The 25,548-nt window shown below is 68.9% G+C and carries 25 protein-coding genes; 7 read left to right on the top strand and 18 right to left on the bottom strand.

Annotation, left to right across the window (positions count from 1 at the left end):
* Nucleotides 1–10: 10 nt before the first annotated feature.
* The 6 genes from QR77_RS10340 to QR77_RS45850 form a co-directional block, all read right to left on the bottom strand.
* Nucleotides 11–373 carry a 6-carboxytetrahydropterin synthase gene (locus QR77_RS10340; RefSeq protein ID WP_040021145.1) on the bottom strand — a complete coding sequence of 121 codons (363 nt, stop codon included), beginning with the start codon at nucleotides 371–373 and terminating at the stop codon, nucleotides 11–13.
* Nucleotides 374–996: 623 nt separating this feature from the next.
* Entirely contained in the window at nucleotides 997–1,995 is a 999-nt protein-coding gene (locus QR77_RS10335) for a 2-oxoglutarate and iron-dependent oxygenase domain-containing protein (protein WP_040021144.1), read from the bottom strand.
* Between the two features lie 107 nt (nucleotides 1,996–2,102).
* Nucleotides 2,103–3,383, bottom strand: a complete 1,281-nt coding sequence (ectB, locus tag QR77_RS10330; RefSeq protein WP_040021143.1) for a diaminobutyrate--2-oxoglutarate transaminase — start codon at nucleotides 3,381–3,383, stop codon at nucleotides 2,103–2,105.
* 46 nt (nucleotides 3,384–3,429) lie between these two features.
* On the bottom strand, nucleotides 3,430–4,098 hold the full coding sequence (locus QR77_RS10325; protein ID WP_040021142.1) for a 7-cyano-7-deazaguanine synthase: 669 nt from the start codon (nucleotides 4,096–4,098) through the stop codon (nucleotides 3,430–3,432).
* Nucleotides 4,099–4,684: 586 nt separating this feature from the next.
* Nucleotides 4,685–5,323: a response regulator transcription factor gene (locus tag QR77_RS10320; protein WP_040021141.1), complete on the bottom strand. Its 639-nt coding sequence runs from the start codon at nucleotides 5,321–5,323 to the stop codon at nucleotides 4,685–4,687.
* Nucleotides 5,324–5,351: 28 nt separating this feature from the next.
* Nucleotides 5,352–5,570 carry a hypothetical protein gene (locus QR77_RS45850; RefSeq protein WP_150130365.1) on the bottom strand — a complete coding sequence of 73 codons (219 nt, stop codon included), beginning with the start codon at nucleotides 5,568–5,570 and terminating at the stop codon, nucleotides 5,352–5,354.
* 475 nt (nucleotides 5,571–6,045) lie between these two features.
* Here QR77_RS45850 and QR77_RS42095 point away from each other — a divergent pair, with 475 nt between their 5' ends.
* A complete protein-coding gene (locus QR77_RS42095; RefSeq protein ID WP_052488656.1) occupies nucleotides 6,046–6,804 on the top strand; it encodes a class I SAM-dependent methyltransferase in 759 nt (252 codons plus the stop codon).
* A gap of 143 nt (nucleotides 6,805–6,947) precedes the next feature.
* Nucleotides 6,948–7,220 carry a DUF4873 domain-containing protein gene (locus tag QR77_RS10310; protein WP_052488655.1) on the top strand — a complete coding sequence of 91 codons (273 nt, stop codon included), beginning with the start codon at nucleotides 6,948–6,950 and terminating at the stop codon, nucleotides 7,218–7,220.
* Nucleotides 7,221–7,253: 33 nt separating this feature from the next.
* Here QR77_RS10310 and QR77_RS10305 read toward each other — a convergent pair whose 3' ends face one another.
* From QR77_RS10305 to QR77_RS10285, 5 genes are all read right to left on the bottom strand, one after another.
* A complete protein-coding gene (locus QR77_RS10305; RefSeq protein ID WP_040021140.1) occupies nucleotides 7,254–8,360 on the bottom strand; it encodes an XdhC/CoxI family protein in 1,107 nt (368 codons plus the stop codon).
* 144 nt (nucleotides 8,361–8,504) lie between these two features.
* On the bottom strand, nucleotides 8,505–10,844 hold the full coding sequence (locus QR77_RS10300) for a glycoside hydrolase family 3 N-terminal domain-containing protein (RefSeq protein WP_078877783.1): 2,340 nt from the start codon (nucleotides 10,842–10,844) through the stop codon (nucleotides 8,505–8,507).
* Nucleotides 10,845–10,951: 107 nt separating this feature from the next.
* Nucleotides 10,952–11,770 carry a carbohydrate ABC transporter permease gene (locus QR77_RS10295; protein WP_040021139.1) on the bottom strand — a complete coding sequence of 273 codons (819 nt, stop codon included), beginning with the start codon at nucleotides 11,768–11,770 and terminating at the stop codon, nucleotides 10,952–10,954.
* Nucleotides 11,770–12,672: a sugar ABC transporter permease gene (locus tag QR77_RS10290; protein ID WP_052488654.1), complete on the bottom strand. Its 903-nt coding sequence runs from the start codon at nucleotides 12,670–12,672 to the stop codon at nucleotides 11,770–11,772. The genes QR77_RS10295 and QR77_RS10290 overlap by 1 nt, the downstream gene beginning before the upstream one ends.
* Nucleotides 12,669–13,973, bottom strand: coding sequence for an extracellular solute-binding protein (locus QR77_RS10285; RefSeq protein ID WP_040021138.1), 1,305 nt, complete (start codon nucleotides 13,971–13,973; stop codon nucleotides 12,669–12,671). The genes QR77_RS10290 and QR77_RS10285 overlap by 4 nt, the downstream gene beginning before the upstream one ends.
* Before the next feature lie 141 nt (nucleotides 13,974–14,114).
* On the opposite strand from QR77_RS10285, the gene QR77_RS10280 reads away from it, so the two are divergent.
* The 4 genes from QR77_RS10280 (at nucleotide 14,115) to QR77_RS10265 (ending at nucleotide 16,904) form a co-directional block, all read left to right on the top strand.
* The gene (locus tag QR77_RS10280; protein ID WP_078876592.1) at nucleotides 14,115–15,284 is read left to right on the top strand and encodes a LacI family DNA-binding transcriptional regulator; all 1,170 of its coding nucleotides are present in this window, start codon (nucleotides 14,115–14,117) and stop codon (nucleotides 15,282–15,284) included.
* 27 nt (nucleotides 15,285–15,311) lie between these two features.
* Nucleotides 15,312–15,536, top strand: coding sequence for a DUF2277 domain-containing protein (locus QR77_RS10275; protein ID WP_040021137.1), 225 nt, complete (start codon nucleotides 15,312–15,314; stop codon nucleotides 15,534–15,536).
* A gap of 43 nt (nucleotides 15,537–15,579) precedes the next feature.
* Nucleotides 15,580–15,852: a DUF2087 domain-containing protein gene (locus QR77_RS10270; protein ID WP_040021136.1), complete on the top strand. Its 273-nt coding sequence runs from the start codon at nucleotides 15,580–15,582 to the stop codon at nucleotides 15,850–15,852.
* Between the two features lie 155 nt (nucleotides 15,853–16,007).
* The gene (locus QR77_RS10265) at nucleotides 16,008–16,904 is read left to right on the top strand and encodes an alpha/beta hydrolase (RefSeq protein WP_040021135.1); all 897 of its coding nucleotides are present in this window, start codon (nucleotides 16,008–16,010) and stop codon (nucleotides 16,902–16,904) included.
* Here QR77_RS10265 and QR77_RS10260 read toward each other — a convergent pair.
* The 6 genes from QR77_RS10260 to QR77_RS10235 form a co-directional block, all read right to left on the bottom strand.
* On the bottom strand, nucleotides 16,901–17,554 hold the full coding sequence (locus tag QR77_RS10260) for a VTT domain-containing protein (protein WP_040021134.1): 654 nt from the start codon (nucleotides 17,552–17,554) through the stop codon (nucleotides 16,901–16,903). The two genes, QR77_RS10265 and QR77_RS10260, sit on opposite strands and share 4 nt — an antisense overlap.
* Before the next feature lie 187 nt (nucleotides 17,555–17,741).
* A complete protein-coding gene (locus tag QR77_RS10255; RefSeq protein ID WP_040021132.1) occupies nucleotides 17,742–18,191 on the bottom strand; it encodes a DoxX family protein in 450 nt (149 codons plus the stop codon).
* Nucleotides 18,192–18,254: 63 nt separating this feature from the next.
* Complete coding sequence (locus QR77_RS10250; protein ID WP_040021131.1) at nucleotides 18,255–20,342, bottom strand: FAD/NAD(P)-binding protein; 2,088 nt, start codon at nucleotides 20,340–20,342, stop codon at nucleotides 18,255–18,257.
* Nucleotides 20,343–20,567: 225 nt separating this feature from the next.
* Nucleotides 20,568–22,235 (bottom strand): alkaline phosphatase D family protein, encoded by a 1,668-nt coding sequence (locus QR77_RS10245; protein ID WP_040021130.1) that lies wholly within the window; start codon nucleotides 22,233–22,235, stop codon nucleotides 20,568–20,570.
* A 118-nt stretch (nucleotides 22,236–22,353) separates the two neighbouring features.
* Complete coding sequence (locus QR77_RS10240; RefSeq protein ID WP_078876591.1) at nucleotides 22,354–23,055, bottom strand: HNH endonuclease family protein; 702 nt, start codon at nucleotides 23,053–23,055, stop codon at nucleotides 22,354–22,356.
* Between the two features lie 354 nt (nucleotides 23,056–23,409).
* The gene (locus QR77_RS10235) at nucleotides 23,410–24,072 is read right to left on the bottom strand and encodes an HAD-IA family hydrolase (protein ID WP_040021128.1); all 663 of its coding nucleotides are present in this window, start codon (nucleotides 24,070–24,072) and stop codon (nucleotides 23,410–23,412) included.
* Between the two features lie 142 nt (nucleotides 24,073–24,214).
* On the opposite strand from QR77_RS10235, the gene QR77_RS10230 reads away from it, so the two are divergent.
* Nucleotides 24,215–24,520: a putative quinol monooxygenase gene (locus QR77_RS10230; RefSeq protein ID WP_040021126.1), complete on the top strand. Its 306-nt coding sequence runs from the start codon at nucleotides 24,215–24,217 to the stop codon at nucleotides 24,518–24,520.
* 153 nt (nucleotides 24,521–24,673) lie between these two features.
* Here the strand turns inward: QR77_RS10230 and QR77_RS10225 are convergent.
* On the bottom strand, nucleotides 24,674–25,548 hold an 875-nt coding region (locus QR77_RS10225; RefSeq protein WP_160310896.1), incomplete at its 5' end, for a peptidoglycan-binding domain-containing protein.

The following is a 25,548-nucleotide window of genomic DNA, read 5'->3' as shown; positions in this document are numbered from 1 at the left end:
CAAGAGCAGCTCAGGGGCAGTACTCGGCCCATGTCTTCGGGGTCTCGGAGACCCGCACGGCGCTGAGCTCCGGGAAGTTTCCGGACCACTGCTCGTACAGCCAGATGGCCAGGTTCTCGGCGGTCGGATTTCCCTTGACGATGTCATTGAGGTGCTGATGGTCGACCGTCTTGTCGATCCAGGTCTTGAAGGGGCTCAGCTCTCCGTAGTCACGGACGAAGCCCGTCGGGGTGAGCGAATCGACCGTGGCACTCAGTTCCAGCTCCACCACGTAGTTGTGGCCGTGAAGCCGAGCGCACTGGTGTCCCTCTGCGAGGCCTGACAGTTGATGGCTGGCGGAGAATTCAAACCGTTTGGTAATTCGCAAAGTCATGCCTTTTGGTATCCCTTACATCGGTTCGATCATCCTGTAGGCCACCGGCGTGAGGGGGCGGTGCCGCGCAGGCAATTCCACGACCCTCAGGCCGATTTGGACCTGCATCAGTCTGGCCTCCCTCCGATTTCCGGGTAACGTCCTTCCGGACCGACTTTCGGGCAGGGGGCGGTCGGCCTGTCGGCCGCCCGTGTACGAAAGGACGTTCGGCGACCGGACAATCGAGTCGGCTCCGAGTGGATGGTCGAGGGGGCGGGACACTTCGGCGAGGCAGGGTCAACGGGCCGGAGTCCGCAGGGCCCTTGAGCCGGCCCGCATTTCGCGCCGGGTGCGACCGTACGGTCGAAGCCGCGGTCAACCGTACGGTCAGCGGGGTAACCCGCTCCGTGTCCGCGGCGTGCGCCCACCGGAATCCTTTTCGGCGCGGCCGCCGCCGGTTTCGCGATGAATTCGGGCGTGGGCCGCGGCCGACCGTGCCGACTGATTCCGGGCGGCAAAAAGGCGTGTACCGCCGTAACTCGCACGGCGGTACACGCCTTGGACGTCTCAATGGAGGATTTCCGCAGCCGGCCGGGTCATGCCCGGAGTCGGTCCGCGGCGCCGCCGCCGACCGTGGAGCGAGGTCAGCTCACGGTGTCGGCAAGGTCCAGATCGACGCCGAGCTTCCCCAGCACCGACTGCCGCGAGACGACCGGCCCCAGCCCCGCACCCCCACCGATCGGCTCGGCCAGGGGCTCGATCAGTGTCCGCGGGTCAGACTCGAAGAAGAAGACCAGCGACAGCAGCTCCTCGTCGGGGGCGCTGGGACTGGGGGCGAGCACACGGTGCTTCAGGGCACGCCAGCGGCCGTCGGTCCACAGCTCCATCAGGTCGCCGAGATTCACGATGAGGGAGTCGGGGCTGTACGGAGGGGAGAACCACCCGTCCGCCTCGTTCCACGCCTGGAGGCCGCCCACACCGGCCTGCCTGCTGAGCAGGGTGACCGTTCCGAGATCGGTGTGCGGCCCGTTGCGCAACTGGCCGCTCTCCAGCCGCCCCACCGAGCGCAGTGACGGATACCAGCTCGCGTTCTGCGTCCATGTGGCCTTCGTCGCACGCGAGTTGAAGAAGTCCTCGGGAAGCCCGAGCACCGTTGCCAGGATCGCGTTCACCTCGTGAGCGACCCGGACCATATGAGCGGTGTACTTCTCCGCCGCCTCCCTCAGCGCGGGCAGTTCCTCCGGCCAGCGATTGGCCGGGTAGCAGTACGTGTCGAGATAGGCGTTCCCGGTCCCGTGCGCGGGACCGACGTAGAACGACTCGTGGAGGTCCGGCGCGCTCGGGGCTTCCTCGCCCTCAGCGAGTGGGACGCCCACGCCACCGCCCGGATGCATTTCGAGCCACCCGCTGTCGTACGCCGCCTCGATGCTGTAGGGCGCCTTCACCTCGCGCGGGAGGGCGAAGAACTCCCGTCCGCGGGACCGGAATTCGTCCATCAGCTCCTTTGGGACCCCATGCCCGTCCAGCAGGAACATGCCGGTCTCCCGAAGGGCCTCGTCCAGGCCCTCGGCGATCTCCCGGCGCCGCTCGGCGGACGCGGTGTGCCACTCGTCGAGGTCGACGGCGGGGATGGTGGTTTTCACAGCGGAACTCCTCAACCAGGGGCCGGTCCGCCCGGCGTGGGACGTCGGACGGAATGCCGGCGGACAGATGGCCGGGTCACACCCGCGGGTGTGACCCGACAGCGGACTCAGGGGGCGAGAACGGCACGCAGTGACTTCTCGAAGATCTCCAGGAATTCATCGATCTCCCCGTCGCTGATCGTCAGCGGCGGGAGCATCTTGACCACGTCGCCGCGAGCGCCCGAGGTCTCCATGAGCAGGCCGTGCCGGAAGGCGGCCTCGCAGACCCCGGCCGCGGTGTCCCCGGCGTTCTCACCGGTCGCCGAGAAATCGAGCCCCAGGGCCAGGCCCCGGCCCTTCACCGTGAGCCCCGCCTCCGGGTAGGTCCGTGTGATGTCCTCCAGGGCCGAGCTGATCCTCTCGCCCTTGGCCCTGGTGGATTTCTCCAGCGCCTCGTCGAGCCAGTAGGAGCGCAGGGCCTGAGCCCCGGTCACGAAGGACGGACTGACTCCCCGGAAGGTGCCGTTGTGTTCGCCGGGCGCCCACACGTCCAGTTCCGGCTTGATCAGGGTGAGAGCGAGCGGCAGCCCGTACCCGCCGATGGACTTCGAGAGGCAGACCATGTCGGGCACTGTCCCCGCGTCCTCGAAGCTGAAGAACGGACCGGTACGCCCGCAGCCCATCTGGATGTCGTCCAGGATCAGCAGGATGCCGTGGCGCGCGCAGAGATCCGCGAGACCGCGCAGCCATTCGTCGCCGGCGGCATTGAGGCCGCCCTCGCCCTGGACCGTCTCGACGATCACGGCGGCCGGTTTGTCGAGACCGCTTCCAGGGTGCGAGAGCAACTGCTCGAAGTGGAGGAACGGCGGGTACCCGTCCGCGAGATAGCCGTCGTAGGGCATGGGGGAGACGTGCACGAGCGGGATCCCGGCCGCGGCACGCTTCTTCGCGTTGCCGCTGACGGCGAGCGCGCCGAGTGTCATCCCGTGGAAGGAATTGGTGAAGCTGACGATGCCCTGCCTGCCGGTCACCTTCCGGGCGAGCTTCAGCGCGGCCTCGACCGCGTTGGCACCGCCGGGACCGGGGAAGACCACCTTGTAGTCGAGTCGGCGAGGCTTCAGGATCACCTCGTCCAGGGTCTCCAGGAAGTCACGTTTCGCGACGGTGAACATGTCCAGCGCGTGGGAAACTCCGTCCCGTGCGATGTAGTCGAGCAGCGCCGCCTTCAACACGGGATTGGCGTGGCCGTAGTTGAGGGCCCCGGCCCCCGAGAAGAAGTCCAGATAGGGCTTGCCGTCCTCCGAGTACAGCCGACTGCCCACCGCGCGGTCGAAAACGACCGGCCACGCTCTGCTGTAGCTGCGGACCTCTGATTCCAGTGCTTCGAAAGTCCTCACGCCATGATCCATTCCAGGTACCTCGGTTCGGCTGCCGCCGGTTTCAACCGCATGACCGCTACCGCTCTCCGTAGACGGTGGGGTCCTTCACACCGGCCTTCGTGAACCCCTCGCGCCGCTCCCAGCAGGCGGAGCACCTGCCGCAGTGGACCTCCTCGCCGCGGAAGCACGTCCATGTCTCGTCCCACGGGACGTGCAGGCTGTCACCCAGGGCGATCACCCCGTCCTTGTGCAGGTGCGCCAGGGGAGACAGCAGGTCGAGGTCCGGCCGTGCGTAGCCGCGGGTGGCCACCCGTTCCATCGCGAGGAAGGCGGCGAGGAACTCCAGAGAGGTGTCGGCGGGGCCGATGTCGTCGGCCATGATGCCGAACGAGACCGCCTCCGCCTGTTCCACCACTGCCAGTGCGAACGCCGCCGACAGAATCAGCGCGTTGCGGTTCGGGACGATGTTGGGACTGCCCTGTGCCGGGCCCTTGTCCGACGGCACGTCCACGGCGGTGTCGGTCAGCGAGGAGCCGCGGAGGATGTTGCGCGCGGCGCTGAGGTCGGCCACCTCGAAAGGGGCGTCGAGCCGGTCCGCGGCGATGCGGGCGAACTCCAGCTCCTTGCGGTGCCGCTGCCCGTAGTCAACCGCCAGGAGATGCAGTTGGTGGCCTTCGGCCTTCAGGTGGTACGCCATGGTCACGGAGTCGAGCCCGCCGGACACCACCGCAATGATCTTGCTCAATTACCCGTCCTCGCCTGCTAGGTGCGTGCTTCCGGGGCCTCGACGGAGCGGGCACCACGACCGAAGCGCCTCCGGCCGGCTCAACGCCCGCCAGGGACCGGGTCACGGGTGCCCGGACTTCCGTACGGCAGCCTCCCGGGGTGGAGCGGCCCACTGCGAGGGCCCATGAGCATCCTGGCGGTTGTGGCGAGACGTGAGAATGTCCCGGCGCCCGGACCTCCAGCCATACTCGCCGCGACCTCTCGGACACGCGTGGTCCGGGCGGACGGGGTGTTGTGCACGGGAGGACGCACGTCGGACGGGGACGGACGGATGGCCTTCTCGTGTCGAGGCCGCCCGGGTGCGTCAGGCAGTGCGGGCGGTCAGCCGCTCGGGCGGGCCGCCGCGCAGCCGGAGGTCCCGTTCCGCTGTATGAACTGCGGTGTCCCCTGGCCCGTCGCGGTCGCGATCGCCTCGGCATGTACCTTCGACCGTCCGGCGGATGGCCGATGACGTCTCGTCCGATTCGGATGATCTGGGTGAAAGTGGGTGATCCCGCCCGAATCGACGCACTCAGCGGCCGACGTCAACCAGAGAAGACACGTGGTTACATGTATCCGGCGCGAATGGCGAATGCGACGGCGTGGGCCCGGTTTTTGAGCTGCATTCGCACCATGATGTCGTGCAGCACTCCTTTTACCGTCCGCTCGGAGTAGGAGAGATGAGCTGCGATTTCTCTGGTGTCCAACCCCTCGGCCACGAACTGAAGCACACTCAGTTCCCTTTCGCTGAGGCCCTTGTCGAGCCTTGCGTCCCTGTGTTCGCCCTTGTGTGTACGGCCCACTTGAGCGAGGAGTCGGGTCAGGAGGTCGGGCGGAACCTGGCCCTCTCCCTGATAGGTGGAGCGTACGGCTCTCGCGAGGCGTTCCGCCGTTGCCTGGTGGCGCCAGACAACCGTGTGGATACCGGCATCCAGTATCAGCTCCAACTGTGATTCGTCCAGTTCGCCGGTGACCAGTACCACCCGTTTTTTCATGTCGTTCACGAGCTTGCGCAGTCGTGTCGCGGATTCCTTGTCGACCTGGTCAAGAAGGATCACGGCGACATCTCCCGCTTTCGGCTCCTTCGTGTCCGCGATTCCGTTCAGTACGGTGATGGCGTGCTGTTTTTGCAGGTAGGCGATGAGGCCTGCTCTGGACAGGAGATCCCCGTCGTGTACTGCGACGGCAATCTGGTCTACGGGCATGGAGAGATTTTCCTTACGAGGCGCGGTCTCACGTGTTCGGAACACCGCGTGAGCGGAACATGTCCAGCGTGCGGATCCGTTTTGAACTGGGAGATTTTTGTCTTTGGGAAGTCAAATCTTTGTTGTCGGCTGCATTTTCCTCGTGCAACATCAGGTGGCCCTCTTCTCTTCCCTGCCCTTCGAGGTGGCCGAAACGCGCCGCGTGGCCGATTCGTTTGGCCGGCTCCAAGCTGGTGTCGGCTGTCACGATTTTTTGAGGTCTGGTCGATGTTTATGTTTTTGTCCATTTTTTCGAGACATGTCGAGGTGGGCGGGTGGCGCGTAAGTGCCCTATCTATGACATCCCTCTCTCTGGCGGATCTCCTCCTTTGCCCCTCGGTGACGTGCTGATGTGACATCGGCTCCTGTGCTTCTCACACGCGTACGCCGATTTTTTCGTTCACTCGTCCTCGGCCGTACCTGCCTGTCGTGTGGACCAATGTCACAAATGAGGCTTATGTGAATATTGTATTTCGATCGTCGATCTGCCCATCGTTCGCCACGTGTCCTGACGGGCGGTCCGCCGGTCGTGGCTGCCCCGTCCCCGCGGACGCCGAGCGTTCAACGGGGCAGGGTGCCATGGAGAAATGAAGGGGCGTTAGGACATCCTCAAGGGGCCCGTCCTTGCAGCATGATGATGTGGGTTCTCACGGCCGGCGTACTCACTCGAAGGAGATATTGCGATGAATCCAGAGTTCTATTCGAAGGTGGCCGGCAAGTTCGGTGGATACTCCAGTGGTGCCGAACGCACGACCGAGTTCACCAACGGTGATCCGGAGGTGGTGTTCGACGGGATTGCGAAAAGTGAAAGCGGCGCCGGCCGGAGCCTTCTGGATGTCGGCTGTGCGGACGGCCGCAATCTTCTGACGATCGCTCCTGATTTCGCACGTGTGCACGCCATCGACATGTCGGCCGAGATGCTCGACTCCGCCCGGGCCCATCAGGGCGATTCAGGACTGGCTCATGTGAGGTTCGAGCAACGAGACGCCGCGCGGACGGGATTTTCCGACGGTGAGTTCGATCTCGTGACCTCGCGACGCGGTCCGCTCTTCGTGCCGGAATTCCGGCGGGTTCTGAAGGACGGCGGTTCGATCGTCTATCTCGGTATCGGCGAGCAGGACGTGAGGAAACTGAAGGAGACCTTCGGAAGGGGCCAACTGTACGGCCGGTGGGAAGGTACGCCCGTCGCCCAGGAGGACCGTAAGCAGTTGGAGGAGGAAGGTTTTGAGATCCTCAAGGAGGAACACTTCCCGTACGACGAGTACTTCCACTCGCCCGCCGACCTCAATCGCTTCCTCGAGATGGTGCCGATCTTTGAGGATTACGACTCCGTGAAGGACAGGGATCTCTTTGAGAGCTACGTGGAGCAGGAATCCTCCGACAAGGGCGTCCACCTCGCGCGGCACTGGTTCCTGCTTCACGCCCGGAAAGTAGCGAGCTGACACAGGACGCCTTCTCGTCTGTGACGCGACGTCGATCCGCGATCCGCGCGCCGCTTCGGCGCTCCGAAGGGCGGCGACCGGACCCGCCTGGCGCAGTCGTCCGGCTGGCGGGTCCCGGGCCTGTCGGGGCGCACACTGGGGCCATGAGTAACTACCAGGGCCCCGCGACCCTCATCGCCGGTGAATCGACGATCGAAGTCCACGCCACGCTCAGCTCCAGCCGGTCCGGCGAGGTGCGTCAGTGGGGTGGCAGCGTGCAGACCGGGGACTCCACGGAGGACTTCTTCGTGGCCATGGAGAACGACGACGTACGGCTCCGGCTGCCCGACGGGCAGGAGGGCGCCGTGGTCGCCACCCACACCGCCATCGGCAGCGGGCGGCTGCGGGTCACGGGGAACGGTGCCATCCCCTTCTAGGCCCTCCGCCGACCGCTTCCGGCACCCCCACCCTCAGCGGTGGATCGACAGCTCCGTGCGGGTGAGCCGCTGTCCCGTGCCGTTCCATCTCAGCGCGATGATCTCCGCCATGATCGCCACCGCGGTCTCTTCAGGGGTACGGGCGCCCAGGTCGAGCCCGATCGGGGACGACAGTCTGCTCAGCGCCGTCTCGCTCACCCCCGCCTCGCGCAGCCGCGCGAGGCGGTCCTCGTGGGTGCGGCGGCTGCCCATCGCGCCGATGTAGCGCGCCGGGGTCAGCAGGGCGCGCTCCAGCAGTGGTACGTCGAACTTCGGGTCATGGGTGAGTACGCAGATGACCGTGTCCTCGTCCACCGGATGCTCGTCGAGGAAGCGGTGCGGCCAGTCGACGACCAGTTCGTCCGCGTCCGGGAACCGTGCGCGCGTCGCGAAGACCGGCCGTGCGTCGCACACCGTGACGTGGTAGCCGAGGAACTTTCCCATCCGCGCCACCGCGCCCGCGAAGTCGATCGCGCCGAACACCAGCATCCTGGGCGGCGGCGCGAAGGCCTGTACGAAGACGGCGAGTTCGTCCATACGCTGCTCACCGTCCCGCCCGATGTGCACCACGCCCGTGTTGCCCTGCGCGAGCATGCCGCGGGCCAGCTCGGTGACCGCGGCGTCCAGCCGCTCGCCGCCCAGTGAGCCCGTGCCCGTGCCCTCCGGCGTGACCACGAGGTTTCCGCCCGGCGGCGCCTTGTACGCGCGGCCGGAGAGGACCGAGGCGACAGCGACCGGCCGGCCCGCCGCGATGTTGTCGAGGACCTCCGGCAGGTCGGGGAAGTGCGTGCTGTCGGCCGGGCGTATCAGGACCTCCACGACGCCGCCGCAGGTCAGCCCCACGGCGAACGCGTCGTCGTCACTCACCCCGTACGTCGTGAGCACCGCCTCGCCCGACTCCAGCACTTCCTGCGCCAGCTCGTACACAGCGCCTTCGACGCAGCCGCCGGACACACTGCCGAGTACTTCGCCGTTCTCGGCGACCGCCATGGCGGCGCCCGGCTGCCGTGGCGCCGAGTTCCAGGTCCGTACGACGGTCGCGAGGGCGAACCGTACGCCGTCCGCCTGCCAGGCCGCGATGGACTCGGCGATGTCCCGCACGCGTGCTCCCTTCGCCGGGGTCCCTGTCCGCGCACGTCGCGCAGCCCGTATCAACCTAAGCGACAGCTTAAGTCGTCGCCGACATTGGCCGGGCCGGAGAGGCCGGCGGCGCAGACCTCACCGCCGGCCCCACGGCCCGCGTGCCTACGACCGTCCCGCCGCCTCCCCGGCCGTCACCGTGAACCGCGCGTGCAGCTCGCGCGTGTGATCCACCGTCCGCGCCGGACCCGTCAGGGTGCAGCGCGCCGTCAGCCGGGTGTCGGTGCTCGACGCCGCCAGCCGTAGCTCCAACTCGCCCGGCTCCACGACTCGTTGACCGTTCCGCCCGGTGAAGGACGCCAGATCGGCGGGTACGTGGACGCTGATCCCGGCCGACTCGCCCGCCTCCAGGGCCACTCGTGCGTACCCGATCAGCCGCTGGACCGGCTGCACGACCGAGGCGACCGGATCGTGCAGATACACCTGCACCACCTCGACGCCCGCCGCAGGACCGGTGTTCCGTACGGTGAAGGACACCTCAAGGGCGCCATCGGTCGGCGCGCTCTCCCGCGCCCGGAGGTCCGACCAGCCGAACGTCGTGTACGTCAGGCCGTGGCCGAAGCCGAAGGCCGGCGTCGGGTCGAGGTTGGAGACCTCGCTCAGTTGGCCCAGCCTGGGGACCAGATACGTGGACGGCTGGGCGCCGGTCAGGCGCGGCACGCTCACCGGGAGCCGGCCCGAAGGTGTGATCCGGCCGCTGAACACACCGGCGAGAGCCGAAGTGCCCTCCTGCCCGGGGAAGAAGGACTGGACGATCGCCGCCGCCTCGTCCACCGCCCGGCCCAGCGCGTACGGCCGCCCCGCCAGCAGTGTGAGTACCACAGGGGTACCGGTGTCGAGGAGCGCGTCCAGCAACTGCCCCTGCACGCCCGGCAGCGCGAGGGATTCCGCGTCACAGCCCTCGCCGCTCGTGCCCCGGCCGAAGAGCCCGGCCCGGTCGCCGAGAGCGGCGATGACCAGATCCGCGTCCGCCGCCGCCCGTACGGCGTCGGCGAAGCCGGTCGTGTCGGCGGTGTCGATGCCCGACCCGGCGACGGTGACGATCTCGCTGTCGGGGAACTCGGCGGCCAACGCCTCCCGGAGCGTGGGCAGTTCGATGCCGTACGGGGTGCCGGGGTGCTGGGAGCCGACATGGACGGGGAAGGAGTAGCAGCCCAGCACGGCCGTCGGGCTCTCCGCCTGCGGGCCGACCAGCGCGATACGGGCGGGCCCCCGCAGCGGCAGGCGCCCTTCCCTGTTGCTCAGCAGGATCACCGACTGCTCGGCGAGACGGCGGGAGATGTCCCGGTGCGCGGGGGAGTCCAGGTCCACGGTGCCGCGCAGCCGCTCCAGGGCCTCCGGCGCCACGAGATCGGCCCCGGTGAGGCCGTCCTCGCCGAGATCCGCCCCCGCGAGTGCCGCCAGCGCCGGCGGCACCGGGCTCCATTCCGGATCGAGCAGCCCGAGCTGCGCCTTCTGCGTCAGTACGCGGCGCAGCGCGCGGTCGATGACGTCCTCCGGCAGCAGCGCGGCGGCGACCGCCTCGCGCAGCGGCTCGCCGAACGTCTTCACCGTGGGCAGCTCGACGTCGACTCCCGCGCTCAGTGCCGCAGTTGCCGCCCCGCCCCAGTCACCGGCCACCCCGTGCAGGGTCTTGAGGAAGGCGACGCCGAAGTAGTCGGAAACCACGGTGCCTTCGAAGCCCCAGGTGTCGCGCAGCAGCCCGGTCAGCAGCTCCTCGTCCGCCGCGCACGGCACCCCGTCGGTGTCGGTGTAGGAGTGCATCACGGACCGTACGCCGCTCTCCCGCACCGCCATCTCGAACGGCGGCAGCACCACATCGGCGCGCTCCCTCGTACCCATGCCGACCGGCGCGAGATTGCGCCCGCCGCGCGAGGCGGAGTACCCGGCGAAGTGCTTGAGCGTGGCGACGATCCCGGCGGTCTCCAGACCCTGGATGTACGCGGTCGCCGTCGTGCCGACGAGGTACGGGTCCTCGCCGATGGTCTCCTCGACCCGTCCCCAACGGGCGTCGCGCACCACGTCGAGTACGGGCGCCAGCCCCTGGTGGACGCCGACCGACCGCATGTCGCGGCCGATCGCGCCCCCCATCTCCCTGACCAGGTCGGGATCGAAGGCCGCACCCCAGGCGAGCGGTACGGGGTACGTGGTGGCGCCCCACGCCGCGAAGCCGGCGAGGCACTCGTCGTGCGCCATGGCGGGCAGCGCGAAACGGTTGCCGGCGACGATGCGCCGCTGCGTACGGAGCAGCGACAGCGCGCCCAGCGCCGGATCGACCGGGACCGTGCCGAACGGCCGTGTCAACTGGCCGAGTCCGTCGGGGAGAAGCTCGGCGAGCGACGGCGGCTTGTCCATGTCGTGCTGGTGCGGGGCGACTTCGGCGCCGTTCTCCGAGGCGCCCGCCCACAGCCCGTAGAGCTGGCCGATCTTCTCCCCGAGCGTCATCTCGGAGAGCAACTGCTCGACCCGAGCAGCACGTTGCCCGGTCAGATCAGTCAGATCAGTCAGATCGGTCAGATCGCCTTGGGCATCGGTGGTGGTCACGTTGTCGTTCACTTTCCTCCGACGCCCATGAGCCCCTGGACCAGGGCGCGGCGCGCGAACAGGTAGACGAGCAGCACCGGCAGCGTGGAGAGGACCACGGCCGCCAGCAGCCCGGGGATGTTGATGGCGTACTGCGTCTGGAAGTTGTAGAGCCCGAGGGTGAGCACCTTGGTGTTCTCGGACTGGGTCAGCACGAGCGGGAAGAGGAAGCCGTTCCACGCCTGGAGGGACGAGAAGACCACGATCGTCGACAGACCGCTCTTGGAGAGCGGCACGACGAGCTGGAAGAACACACGCCGGGTGCCGGCCCCGTCGATGGCCATCGCCTCGAACAGGTCGGTGGTGATGTCACGCATGGATCCGGTGAGGATGAGTGCGCACACCGGCAGGCAGAAGGCCGCCGTCGGCAGGATGACACCGATGAGGTTGTCGTAGAGCCCGGCCTTGCTGATGACGTAGAACATCGGCACGATCACCGCCTGCGCGGGGATCGCGAGACCCAGCAGGAAGACCCGGAACACCCGCGCGGTCGAGCGCCTGCGGCCCCGCACGATCGAGAAGGCCAGCGGCGGTACGAGCACCAGCACGATCGCCACCACACTCACCGTCACGATCACGGTGTTGAGGAAGTAGCGGCCGAAGCCGTTCCCGAAGTCCTGGACGTAGTTGGTGAGGGAGAAGCCGCCGGGGAGCGACAGCGGGCCGCCGGCGGTGTACTGCGCGCGGGACTGGACGGTCGCGCCGAGCATCACGTAGATCGGCAGGCCGACCAGGCACAGCCAGACGAAAACGCCCACGCCCGCCAGGTAGTTGGGACCGCGCCTCATCACAGGCCTTCCTTCGTGCCGGCCATCTTGTCGTAGCCGGAGACCCGCACGACGACCAGCGAGATCGCTGTCGCCACGACCACGAGCAGCAGCGCGATGGCCGCGCCCGCGCCGAAGTCGAAGCCCTTGAAGGCCTTCTGGTACATGTAGAAGGCGGTGATCGTGGTGTCGGTGCCCGGTCCGCCCTGGGTCAGGATCAGCACGGTGTCGAAGGTGGTGAGACCGCCGACCACCATCAGGATCACCGACGTGATGATCGAGTTGCGGAGCTGGGGCAGTGTGATGTGGAAGAACTGCCGTACGGTGCCCGCGCCGTCGATCGCCGCCGCCTGGTAGAGCACTTCGGGGATCGCCCGCGTCGCACCCTGGTAGATCAGCGCGTGCAGCGGGGTGAACTGCCAGGCGCTGACGAAGACGAGCACCCCGATGGCGCTGGTGCGCGACCCGAGCAGATTGCCGTCCCCGAAGAGCCAGTGCGCCTGTGCCGGCACACCGAAGTTCGGGTCGAGCAGCGCCCGCCACAGCACGGAGACGGCGGTGGCCGACAGCAGCAGCGGGATGAAGAAGATCGCCGACAGCACGGCCCTGTTGCGCTGGGGCCCGGCGGCCCAGACACCGAGCAGCATGCTCAGCGGGGTCTGGACCACCACCCCCAGCGCGGTGAGCAGCAGGCTCAGCCAGAGACTCTTGATCATCACCGGATCGTGGAACAGCTTCGTCCAGTTGGTGAGTCCCGCGAACTCCGGTGACCCGAGCCCGCTCCAGTTCGTGAAGGAGAGCACGGCGACCAGCACCAGCGGCACGATCGCGAAGAGCCCGAAGAACAGTGTGGCCGGCAGGGCCCAGCCGAGGCCGGGACGCGCGACCCCCTGGGTGGTGGGCGTCAGCCCTTTCGCGCTCACGAGGTGGTCAGGGCCTGCATGGCCTTGATGAAGCCGTCGGCGTCCAACTGCCCGTTGAAGAAGCCCTGGACGGCCACATAGATCGGCGTCTGGTTCTGCGGGGAGTACGCCTGGTCCCACGAGAGCTGGAACGACGGCGCCTTGTCGACCAGGTCGAACTGGTACTTCAGGTAGGCCGGGTTGTCCGCCGAGTCCAGGAACTTGGTGGTGTTGGTGGTGGTCGGCAGATTGCCGATGGCGAGATGTGCCTTGACGAACTCGTCCGAGTACATCAGCTTGAAGAACTTCGCGATGTCGGCCGCGTGCTTGGTCGACTTCCGTACGGAGTAGAAGTTGTTGGTGTTGCCGACGAGGTCGGCCGGGTTGCCCTTGCCGCCCGCGACGCTGGGGAACGGGCTGTAACCCAGGTCGTTCTTCGCGAAGTCGGGACTGGCTTCGGCCTGGTTGGAGTACTCCCACGAGCCCATCAGCTCGAAGCCCGCCTTGCCACTGGCCAGCAGGGCCGGGGAGCCGCCGTCACTGAACTTCACCGAGTCGTAGTTGGTGCCGAACGCACCTGAGTCGACAAGCTCCTTGAGCACGGAGAGCGCCTTCTTGCTGTCGGCACTCGCCCAGGCGCTCTTGTCGCCCGACAGGGCCTTCTCGAAGAGACCGGGCCCGGCCACCCGGTCGTAGACGTACTCGAACCACATCTGGGTGGTCCACTTGTCGCCGCCGCCGAGCGCGATCGGCGTAATGCCCTTCGCCTTCAGTTTCTTTGTCGCCGCCAGCAGCTCGTCCCAGGTCTTCGGAGCCTGCACACCGGCGTCCGCCAGCACCTTCTTGTTGTTGAACAGCAGCACCGGCTGGGTGCCGCGCATGGGTATCCCGTACGGCTTGCCGTCGACGGTGGCCGTGTTGAAGACGGACGGCAGGAAGTTCGACTTCAGCCCCGGGTCGGTCTTGATCATGTCGTCGAGCGGCAGCAGCAGATCGGCCTTGACGAACGGCTGGATGGATCCGGCGCCCCAGTTGTAGAAGACGTCGGGCGCCTGCGGGGTGTTGATGACCGTCTGAAGCTTCTGCTGGTAGTCGGCGCCGGGCACGGTGTCCAGGACCGCCTTGACCTTCGACGTCTTGTTGAAGGTCGCGACGATCTGCTTCTCCACCTTGTTCGTCGCGTCGCCGTAGACGAGTACGTGGAACTCGTCCCCGCCGCCGCCCGAGGAGGAATCGCTGCCGCATGCCGCGAGACCTCCGAGGCTCAGGACGAGGGCCGTGCCGCCGGCGACGGCTCGGGAGATCCGTGCGCGTGTCATCATCGATCGACCTCTCGAAAGTATCGGCAACGTTGCCGAAAGTATCTTGGCGAGTGACCGTAGGTCTCCCCCTCAGGTGGGTCAACAGCGCGGACATCGCGCTATCAAACCGTTACTCAACGCTGGTGCCCTATCCTTCGATCCATGCGTGATGACAGGAGTACGAGCAAGGTCACTCTGGCCCAGGTGGCTTCGCAGGCCGGCGTATCCCTTTCGACAGTTTCGAAAGTCCTCAACGGGCGCCCCGATGTCTCGGCTCCGACGCGGATCAAGGTCGAGGAACTTCTCGACGAACACGGCTACCGGCGCTCCTCACCCACCCCGCCGGAGGCGCCGCTCATCGAGATCGTCTTCCACGAGCTGGACAGCAGTTGGTCGATGCAGCTCATCCGAGGGGTGCAGAACGTCGCCAAGGAGCAGGGCCTGAGCGTGGTCCTCACCGAGACCGGGACCCGGCACTCGCCGGGCGCCGACTGGGTCGAGGGCGTGCTGCGCCGCCGCCCGATCGGGGTCGTACTCGTCTTCGCCGCGCTCCCCGACGAGCTGAAGAAGAAGCTCTGGTCGCGGGCCATCCCGTTCGTCATCATCGACCCGGCGGGCGACCCGGCTCCCGACGTACCGTCCGTGGGATCCGCCAACTGGGCGGGCGGCCTGGCCGCCACCCGCCACCTCGTCGAACTCGGCCACCGCCGCATCGGCGTCATCACGGGCCCCGAGGACATGCTGTGCTCGCTGGCGCGCCTCGACGGCTTCCGCTCGGCGCTGAGCGTGGCGGGCCTGGAGACGGACCCGGCGCTGATCAGGTTCGGCGACTTCCACGTCGCCTCGGGCCACGCGCACGCGATGGACCTGCTCTCCACCCCGGGACCCGACAGGCCGACCGCGATCTTCGCCGGCAGCGACCTCCAGGCACTCGGGGTACTCGAAGCGGCCCGCGTGCTCGGGCTCCAGGTGCCGGGGGACCTGTCGGTCGTGGGCTACGACGACCTGCCGCTCGCGCAGTGGTCCAGCCCGGCCCTGACGACGGTGCACCAGCCGCTGGTGCAGATGGGTGAGGAGGCGGCGCGGATGCTCATGCGGCTGCGACGGCAGGAGCAGGGGGAGGGGGCCGGAGCGCAGCCGCGGCGACAGGCGGGGAAGCAGACGGGACAGCAGGCCGGACAGCAGACCGACACGGAGTCGAGCATCGAGCTGGGAACGCGGCTCGTGGTCAGGAACAGCACGGCGCGCTACGACGGGGGCGGCCAGGGTGGCCGGGACGGCCAGGGCGACGCGGACGCAGCAGGGGACGGAGCCGGCCCGGCCCTGGCATGAGCGGCCGGCCTGAACCACACTGGTGGTATGTGCCGCAGTATCAAGACCCTCCGTCCACCCGCCCTCCCCGAAGAGGCCACCGAGGACGACATCCGGGCTGCCGCCCTGCAATACGTACGCAAGGTCTCCGGCTTCCGCGAACCGGCCGCGCACAACCGCGAGGTCTTCGAGCGGGCGGTCGACGAGATCGCCGGAGCGACGGCGAAACTGCTCGCCGAGATCGAGGTACGGGGCGCCGCCGCCCGGCGGTGAAAACGCGTTGCGCGGGCCGTACGGCGCTGCGAGGCTCCGCCGTATGTCCGACAACGCACCGACCGGTACGCAGGCCGTGACCGCCCTCTTCTCGCGCGGGCGCCTCACCGCGATCCCGCGCAAGGCGGCCCGCCGTGAGCAGTTGCTCCGTCACCTCGCCGAGACGCTGTTCGAACGGGATCGGCCCTACAGCGAGCGCGAGGTCAACGAGGCGCTGCTCACGGTGCACGAGGACTACGCGGCGCTGCGCCGCCACCTGATCGTCGCGGGCCTGCTGGAGCGTCCCAAGGACGGCAGCAGCTACCGACGGGCCTGATGGCCTGATGGGGCGGGGTCCGAAAACTGAAGAGGGGTGCTGGGGCCTGCCCCACCTTCGGCCGGGGAGTGGGCCTCATCGCCGTGGGCGCCGTGGTCGACCAAGCTGGGACTCATCAGGAAGCCCCGCTTCGTCGCACTGCGAAGGACGTCCCCATGAACAGCCGCGTCACCCGTTACCGGCGTCTGCGCCACTCCGCCGTCGTGCTGGCAGCCGCCGTCGTCGTGGCCGGTGGACTCGCCACCGTCGACGCCTCGGCCTCGCCGCGAACGCCCTCGCGTGCCAAGCAGTTCCAGTCATCGCCTCGCATGGTCAACGCCAACGGGCACAAGCTGGCGTTCTACGTGACCCCCGGTCGGCTCCCGGCCATCGTCCTCGACGCCGGCGGCGGCAACGACGCTTCGTACTGGGAGAACATCGTGCCCGTGCTCGCCAAGGAGACCGGGCGCGAGATCATCACCTACGACCGTTCCGGCGAGGGGCGGAGCCCGTACGTTCCCGGGCCGTGGAAGGCGCCGAAGGCCGCCTCCGACCTCGCCGCCGGACTGCGGCAGTTGAAGGCCGACAAGAACGTGACCCTCGTGTCGCACTCCCTCGCCGGCGAGATCGCCACCTACTACGTCAAGGACCACCCGCGCTCAACTGCGGGCGCCGTCCTCGTGGACGCGAACCTCCCGCAGTTCTTCACCAGAAGCGAGACGGCCAAGCTCGTCGCGGCGAACCAGGCACAGATCGACGCCCTGAAGGGCCAGCCGATCACCCCCGAGATACGCCAACTCCTCGCGGAGGCAGCCAACTACGGGCCGGTGCACAACACCTACCACAAGCAGTCCTGGCCCAGGACTGTGCCCGTCACGGCCATCGTGTCCTCCGAGACCCCGTTCCCCACGCCCGACGACGCGCAGCTCTGGCGAACGGCTCAGCAGCAGTTCGTGGACGCCGGGCCGCATCGTAATCTCGTTGTCGCGGACCCCAGTTCGCACGACGTTCCGCTCGACCGGCCCGAAATTGTCGTCAAGGCCGTCGAGGACATGGTGAACCAGGGCCGCTAGCCCGCGTGTTGGACCGGTGCCGGGCGGCGTACGACGAACGCGGCCAGGGCGCCGGCCCCGAACAGGGCCAGTACGGAGACGGCGGCGCCCGCCCAGCTCGCGCCCAGCCACTGGCCGCCGAAGTAGCCCAGGCCCACGCTGTAGCCCGTCCAGGCGACCCCGGCGAGGGCCGACCACGGCAGGAACTCCGCGACCTTGCGGTGCGCCGCGCCCGCGCCCAGGGACACCACCGAGCGGCCCGCGGGGGCGAAGCGCGCGATGACCACGAGGATGCCGCCGCCCTTGCTGAGCGCTTCGCCCAGACGGGCCTGCGCGCTGGTCAGCTTGCGGGAGCGGGCGATGGCCCGGTCGAGGCGGTCGCCGCCGCTCCAGGCGAGTCGGAAGGCCACGAAATCGCCGAGTACGGAGGCGCTGGCCGCGCAGAGCATCAGGATGATCAGGGAGGGCACCTCGTGCGGTACCGGGGCGACTTCGGTCACCTTGTGGGCCGCGTCGGCGACGGTGGTCGAGCCGGCGGCCGCTGCTGTCGCGGCGGTGATCACCAGGACTCCGCTCGGCAGGACGGGCAGAAACACGTCGAGGAGCACGGAGACGGCGACAACCGCGTAGATCCATGGGCTGCCCGTGAGCGACCCCAAACTCTCCAGCACTTTCCGACTCCCCGATCCTTCCACGCCCAGCCGTACAGCGTACGCCCCTGGGTCGGGCAAGGATTCCGCAGGTCGAAAGTGTTGGGCGGTGTCCTTACGACACCTCTTCATTACCGCACGTGTTCTCACAGCACGGCGTCCGGGCCCTCGGCGGGGGGTCCGGGCAGCCGTTCGGGAGCCTGTTGGATCAGGCGGCCACGGCCGTGCGCTGTTGCTGCCTCTCCCCGTCCGCGTCAACGCCGTTGTCGGCGCGGGAGCTGAAGAGCCGGTCCAGCGCCAGAGCGCCGGGTCCGGTGAAAACGACCAGGAGGAAGGCCCAGCAGAAGAAGACTGGTGCCTCGCCGCCGTTCTCGATGGGGAAGAGCCCGTGGGGCTGGTGGACGGTGAAGTACGCGTAAGCCATGGAACCGGAACTCACCAGGGCGGCGGTCCTGGTGCCGAGGCCGACGAATACGAGGACGCCTGCGACGAGTTGTATGACGGAGGCGTACCAGTTGGGCCACGTGCCGGCAGGTACGGCGTCCTGGCCGAAGAAGCCGAAGAGCGCCGCTGCGCCGTGGCAGGTGAAGAGCAGACCGAGCACCATTCGGAAGAGTCCGAGGGTGTACGGCTGCGCATGGGTGAGGCGTGCATTCATGGGGGGTGATCTCCCTCGATCGGGTTGGTCTGGACCGGAGAAGCACCCTCACGTTAGGCAGGCCTAATCTATGCTTGCAAGTTCAACATTCAGCCGAGGATTGTTTCGGGCCGCGCCTTCCGCCACATCCGTGGTCAGGGCACGCAAACCGGAACGTGCCACCGCGTCGGCGTCCGAGAGCATCACCGAGTCGACGCCGGGGCGTGCGCCGGCGGCCGTCACCCAGTGCACCCCCTCCGTCGGCACCCCGAAAGCGAACCTCCTGGGGTGTGCCAGACCCTGACGGTCGATCAAGCGGTAGGGACGCTGCGTGACATCAAGCCCACCGGTTTCGTAACCGCCGAGGGTGTGCGGCCGACACTGTCCCGACTTCAGGAGCCGCGCGAGGAGCGGGTCGAGGCTGCGCCGGAGATCCGGCTCGGGGAGCCGTGCCTCGATGAGTGTCGTGGCCCGGACGAGCGAGCCGGGTACGTCGAGGGACTCGGCGGTGAACACGCCCTCCCTTCCCCGTACTTCGGTCCGGGGGCCGATCACGCCGAGGATCCCCGCCTCGATCAGCGCGATCATCTCCTCGATGCGGGTGCGCGGCGGACCGATGGAGAGGAAGGCGTTCAACGGCGTGTACCAGCGGTCGAGATGGTCGCGTCTGGAGGCCCCGGGCAGTCCGGAGTGGTCCACGATCTGGCGCAACTCGTTGCGCAGGTCGCGCAGTACGTCCAGAGCGGCCTTCACCGGGCCCGCCACATTGCCGAGCGCGGCCTCGGCGGCGTCGCGGCGCAGGTGGGCCAGCAGCCAAGACCGGTGATCGGCGGGCGAGTTGAACGTCTCTCCGCTGTACGGGCGCGCTATCAGGTCCCAGCACCAGCGGTCGGCGACGGCGAAACCGGCCTCGTCCAGTACGGCGGACTCCTGCGGGCCGCCGTGCGGCCCGGTGAGGAAGCGTTCGAGGAACCGCGCCGTCGAGGCACCCGAGGCCCCGGACGCCGCGAGGACGGTCATGTAGTAGACCGCCTCCACCTCCTTGGCGACCAGCGGCCAGATCTCGGTGAGGAAGTCCGGCGGATCGCCCTCGTCGGCGCGCTTGCGGAACACCGCGATCACGTCCGGGGTCAGCAGCAGCGGCAGGTGCCTGCCCGAAGGCCCCTTCGCGTTGTCGCCGCGCGCCTGGTACGGGACGCCGCGCCGCGATCCCGCGTACAGCCGGGGCTCGCGCCCCGACGGGTGGTATACGAGAACGCCGTCGGCGCCCCGGACGAAGCGCCCGCCGCGCCCCGCGGTGAGCAACGCCATGTGATCGAAGAAGTTGAGCCCGAGTCCGCGCAGCAGAACGGGTTCTCCCGGGGCGACGGCCGAGAGATCGACATCGGCCGGGTTGGCCGGAGGTACGTAGCGCAGCCCGTGGCCCACCGCGTACTCCGCGAGCGCGGACTGGGTCGGACCGGGAACAACGGGCAAATGGCCCTGCGCGAGAATGACCGAGGAGAGTCCGGAAATCGTTGTTCCGTTGTCGAGCGTCAACGTCTGGGTGGGGCGGGATATACGGGATATGCGGGGCATGGCCGGTGATGCGTACCGCTCGTCGCGGGCGCCGGGCGCGGTGAGGGACGCGGTACCGGTGGCGTCGCCGGCGAGGCCGTCCGTCCGCCCGGCCGGGCGCTCGTCCGCGACCGCGCCCCCGTCGTCCAAGTCGTCGACCGGGTCGTCGGCGAGGTCGATCGCGCGGGCCCGGTGGACCTCGACCGTGATGGTTTCGGGAGCGCCGAGCACCGCCCTGCGGAAGGCCCACTCCAGGTAACGGCCGTACGCGGCGCGGCTCGGGTAGTCGTCGGGGCCGAGGCGCTCGCCGGGGCGGTCGGCGGCCCACTCGTACAGGCTCGGGCCGGGGAGTATCGGCCCCTCGCAGCGGACGCTCTCGTCGGTGAACACGGTGACCTGCGAGGCCACCGTGTTCATCAGCAGTTCGGCGGGCTGTGCCGTACGCCAGACCCGCCCGGCGCCGGGCGGCGAGGGGTCGATGACGTGCACCGTCAGCGGGACGCCGGGGGCGAGTTCGGCGGCGGAAGCGCAGAGTCTTTCGAGTACCGAGGTGCCGCGGGGGCCGGCGCCGACGACGGCGAGGGAGTGGGGCAGGTGCTGCCGTACATCGGACAAAGCTGTGACTCCCGGGGCATGTGGGGTGCAAGAAGCAGACCGGTCCGCTCATCATGCCGGTGTGGCACTGCCAGTCGGACCCTTGGGGGAAGGATCACCCCCTGTGGGAAGGATCACTGACGGTTTCAGGACGCCGGTACCGGGGGATCAGAGGCCGCGCGCGACGCCCACGTTTCATCGCGCGGATCACCGCGTCGATCGCCGCGCAGGTCGCCACGCATGTAACTACCCCGAGGTGAGCGTCCGCTCGTCGGCGGTCACCAGCTCCGAGCTGCCGCCCCCGCTCCTGCCCCCGTCGCGGTCGCGCGCCTGGTCGAGCCGCAGATCGGCGCGCCGGCCGCGCAGGGTGAGGGTCATGAGCTGGTTGCCGAACCAGGGCCCGCCCGTTTTGCGCCAGTTGACCGCCGAGACCGGCGCCCGCCCGTGCCGCTTGAGCGCGCGGCCGATGAGCCGCCCCAGGCCGCTCCAGCCGAAGCGGAAACCGACCTTCATCGTGGCGGGTACGGAGTTGTGCACCGGCGAGCAGGTGAGCTGGACGACATGCGCGTCCGGATTCCCGCCCGGCCATGTGGCGTCGGCGATGTACGCGTGGTGCACATCGCCCGACAGCACGCACACCGTCGCGGGCGCCGTGGGGCCCGTGCCCACCTCGGCTATCAGCGCCGCCAGTTGCTCGAAGGAGTGCGGGAAGGCCGCCCAGTGCTCCAGGTCGGCCTTCCTGCGCAGCCATTCGCCGAAGCGGGCCCAGCGCGCGCCGCGCGTACCGCCGCTCAACGCGCTTGCCCAGCCCTCCACATCGTGGATGGCGGGCGGCAACAGCCAGGGCAGGGAGGTGCCGACGAGGAGATGGTCGTACGATCCCCGCCCCTCCAGGGCCTGTTCGCGCACCCACAGCTCCTCCTCCGCGTCGAGCATGGAGCGGTTCTGCTCGTCGAGGACGCGCGCGGCGCGTGAGTCGACCATGAGGAGCCGGGTACGGCCGAAGTCGCGCCGGTAGCTCCAGCGCACGGACGCCGGGTCGCGGTCCACCTCGGAGGCGAACTGCCGGAGCAGGGCCGTGCCGTCGCTCTCCTCCCGTACGGCGGCGAACAGCTTGTCGGACTCCAGCTCGGCCGGGGAGAGATTGCCGAGGTGCTGGTAGACCCAGTACGACATGAGGCCGCTGAGCAGCCGCTCCTGCCACCAGGGCGTCTCGCGCATCTCGGCGAGCCAGGCGGCGCTGGTGTTCCAGTCGTCGATCAGGTCGTGGTCGTCGAAGATCATGCAACTCGGCACGGTGGAGAGCAGCCAGCGCACCTCGGGGTCGAGCCAGGACTCGTCGTACAGGTGGGTGTACTCCTCGTAGTCGGCGACCTGTGAGCCCGGCGCCTTCGCCAAGTCCCGCCGTTGCGCGAGCCAGTCGTGGGTCGCCTGCGACGTCTCGTCCGCGTACACCTGGTCGCCGACGAGCAACAGGACGTCGGGGCGCGCGGCGTCGGGCGCCGCCGCGAGACGCGCCGCGAGGGTGTCCAGCGCGTCGGGTCCCACCGGGTCGTGCTCGTGGTGGGCCGGCGCCGCCCACCGGCAGGAGCCGAAAGCCACCCGCAGCTCGGCCGAGGGGACTTCGGGCGTACGTATCGTGCTGGGCGGGAAACGGGACTCGGCGGGCGGCCAGACACGCTGGTCGTCGAGCAGCACCTCGTACGGCGTCGAGGTGCCGGGAGTCAGCCCGGTCAGGGTGACGAGCGCGTAGTGGTGGCCGGCTATCCGGAACGTACGCGCGGCGCCGCCGGCGCCGTCCTCGCAGCGGACCTCCGCCGTGCAGGGCCCGTCCGTCTCGACCCAGACGGTCGCTGTGCCCCCGGTGTTCCAGTCGACATAGCGCAGCAGTGGTCCGAGACGCAGCCCGGTCATATGTGCCCTCCTCCGTCGCGGCGTGGCCCGTCACCGTACGGTACGGAACGGAAATGACGGCGGAGGAGGGCGGTGGGGGCGGGTGGGCGGTGTGGGTGGTGCTGGGTCGCCTACCCGGTCAGCAGCCGTTGAGGACAGTTGACAGTTTGCTCTTCTCGGCCGTGTCGACCGTCAAGTTGTAGTAGTGCTTCACGTGTACCCACATCCGCGCGTACATGCATGCGTACGACGTGCTCGGCGGCATCCACTCCGCCGGATCCCGGTCGCTCTTGGACTGGTTGACGTTGTCCGTGACGGCGATGAGCTGCGGGCGCGTGAGGTCGTTGGCGAAGGACTGGCGCTGCGCCGTGGTCCAACTGCTCGCGCCCGACTGCCAGGCCTCGGCGAGCGGTACGACGTGGTCGATGTCCAGGTCGGAGGCGGCGGTCCAGGTGGCGCCGTCGTAGGCGGACTTCCAGGTGCCGCTGGTCGCCGAGCAACTGGAGCTGGTCACGACGTTCGTACCGTCGCGCTTGAGCACGGTCTCCCGGGTGTCGCAGGTGCCGGACTGAGTGATCCAGTGCGGGAACTTGTCGCGGCTGTAACCACTGGTCGAGCCCTCGGTCGTGACGGTCAGCTCACCGAGGTAGGTACGGGCGGTCGCCGCCGTGACGGGGGTGGGCGGCGCGGCCTGCGCCGCCGGGGCGCTGATGAGGGCCGTGACGGAGAGGAAGGCGGCGGAGGCGGTGAGGACCGTTGTCCGGCGGACCTGGCGTACCCGGTCCGCTCGGTGGGCTCGGCCCGGTCGGTTCAGGAGGTGACGCGCGTAGAAACCTGGCATGACGAACTCCCTTGATGTGGGGGGACTCTGACCGGTCCGGCGGTTCGGCCGCGACGAGGTGTCGGCCGTACGGCCTCGACCTCTGGACCAGCGTGGCGGCGCCGGGTTGCTGTGGGGTGGGCGCCAGGTAACAGCCTGACGACATGTGCACGTCACATCAAGGGGTGGGAGGAGGCGTGTGGGAGCGCGAGTTGGTGTTGTGGCGCTCCGGCCGGGGTGGTTGAGGGCGTACGCGGGTGTGCGCGCGGGGCCCTCACCCGTCCCCTTCGCGCCTTCAGGGGAACGGGTGTTCAGGTTGTTCGTGGATAGTGGGGAGAGAGGGTGGAGGCGGCGGAAGAGGGGGAGGCGGAGGGGTCAGGAACGTACGTGCACGCGGATCTCGCCCTCCGGCGAGACCTCCACACCGACCTGGGTGAGGTCGCTCGCGTGGGCGTCCGGGGACAGGGTGGCGGCCCGGGGTCCGATGCCCAGGACCTGCGCGCCGGCCGCGCGGGCGGCGGCGACACCCGCTTCGGAGTCCTCCAGGGCCAGGCAGTCGGCGGGGTCGAACCCGAGCTCCGCCGCGCCCTTGAGGAAACCCTCCGGATGCGGCTTGCTCGCTCCGACGCCCTCCGCCGTGACGCGGACGACGGGCATCGGGAGGCCGGCCGCCGTCATACGGGACTGGGCCAGCGCCTCGTCCGCGGAGGTCACCAGGGCGTGCGGGAGCGCGGCGATGGCCGCCATGAACGCGGGCGCGCCGAGGATCGGCACCACGCCCTCCATGTCGGCGGTCTCCATGGCGAGCATCAGACGGTTCTCCGCGTAGTTCTCCTCCGCGGGCCGGTCGGGGAGGAGGGCGGCCATCGTGGCGTGCCCCTGACGGCCGTGGACCACCGTGAGCGTGGCCACGGGGTCCAGGTCGTGTTCGAGCGCCCAGCGGTGCCAGACGCGCTCCACCACGGCGTCGGAGTTGACCAGCGTGCCGTCCATGTCGAGGAGGAAAGCCTTGCAGACTATGGTCTTCGAGCTGGGCAAAACGGCCATCCTCGGTCGGGTGCTGCGGTGGTTTTGTATCGGCACGATACAAAAAGATCGGCCGGTTGTGCCAGTCCTGTCCGGCCGCGCGGGCCGGGCGAGGGACGTGCGGACTCGTGAAGTCACGGAACCTGGAGGCGTCATGGCGTACGGCTACATCGGATCGATGAAGGCCCGGCCCGGCCACCGCGACGACGTTGTCGCGCTGCTGCTGGGCGGTGTCGAGGAACTGGGCGAGGCCGGGTGCGGCAGCTATGTCGTGAGTACGTCGGCCGCCGACGAGGACATGATCTGGGTCATGGAGGTCTGGCGGAGCAAGGAGCACCACGACGCTTCGCTCCGGCTTCCCGAGGCCAAGGCCGCGATCGGGCGGGCCATGCCGATGCTCACGGGCGAGTTCAGCAGTCGGGAGCTGGAGGTCGTCGGCGGCCTGGGGGTCCGGGTCTGAGCGGATCGGGCCTGGGCGGATCGGGCCTTGCGCCGAGCCCGGCACGGAAAAGCAGAACAAGCGGCTCCGCCCGCCGGTCAGGGAGAACGGGCGGAGCCACTTTGTTTCTCCATCATACAAAGTGGCTTCCGGGCCGTCGACCCACCCCCCGGTTCAGTGCCGCGAGCCGTGGTTCTGGCCGCCGTACCCGCCGCCGTGCTGCGGACCGCCCTGGCCGCCGCCGCCCTGGCCCGTCGGCTCCGCCTCCAGCTTGGCCTTGGTGTTCGGGCCGTACACGCCCTGCGGGTCTCCCTGCACCTTGCGGTACGCCTGATAGAGGGCGACGGAATTCGCGACGTCCTGGTCGTACTTTCCGTCGGTAGGACCCTGGTAGAGATACAGCGCGGCCAGCCGCCTCTGAAGATCCACCACGGCGGCGCCGCTGGAGCCCGGCCCGAGTGAGGAACCCGACGGCGGCTTCGGCGCCTGGTTCGGGGCCTTGTTCACCGTCTGCACGGGCGGCGGCGGGGGCTTCGGCTTGTGCGACTCGCTCTTCGACGGGCTCGGGCTCGCCGAGGACTTCGACGCCGAGGGCGAGGGTGAAGCGGAAAGCGACGGCGACGCAGGAACGGAGCCGGAAGCACCCGGCACCGGAACGCCCGGCTGCGGCCCGGCGGGCGCGGCCTGGTTCTGGCTGTCGTCCCCCGCGAAGAGCTTGATGCCGGCGAACATGAAGATCCCGAAGATGGCGACCCCCGCCACGGCGATCCCGACGACCTTGAGCGGCTTACGGCGCTCGCGCTCCTCGGCGCGCGCCGCCGCCCTGGCCTGACGTCTGTTCGGTCCGGCGGCCGCCCTCCCCTCGGCGAGGGGCGGCATCGGGCCGGGGTCCGGCAGGTCCGCGGGGGCCGGAGCTTCCGCGGCGGGTCCCACGTACGGCGGTATTCGCAGCGTGTCGTTGTCCTGAGCGGGCTGAGCGGGCTGAGCGGGCGGTACGGGCTGAGCGGGCCCCTCCGCCTGCGGGGGCAGCGCGGCCCCCGGGGCCCCCG

Source organism: Streptomyces sp. 150FB, from assembly GCF_000818195.1.
In the GTDB taxonomy this organism is placed as follows: domain Bacteria; phylum Actinomycetota; class Actinomycetes; order Streptomycetales; family Streptomycetaceae; genus Streptomyces.
The sequence above is the reverse complement of the archived record's forward strand: the minus strand, read 5'-3'. Positions and strand labels throughout refer to the sequence as shown.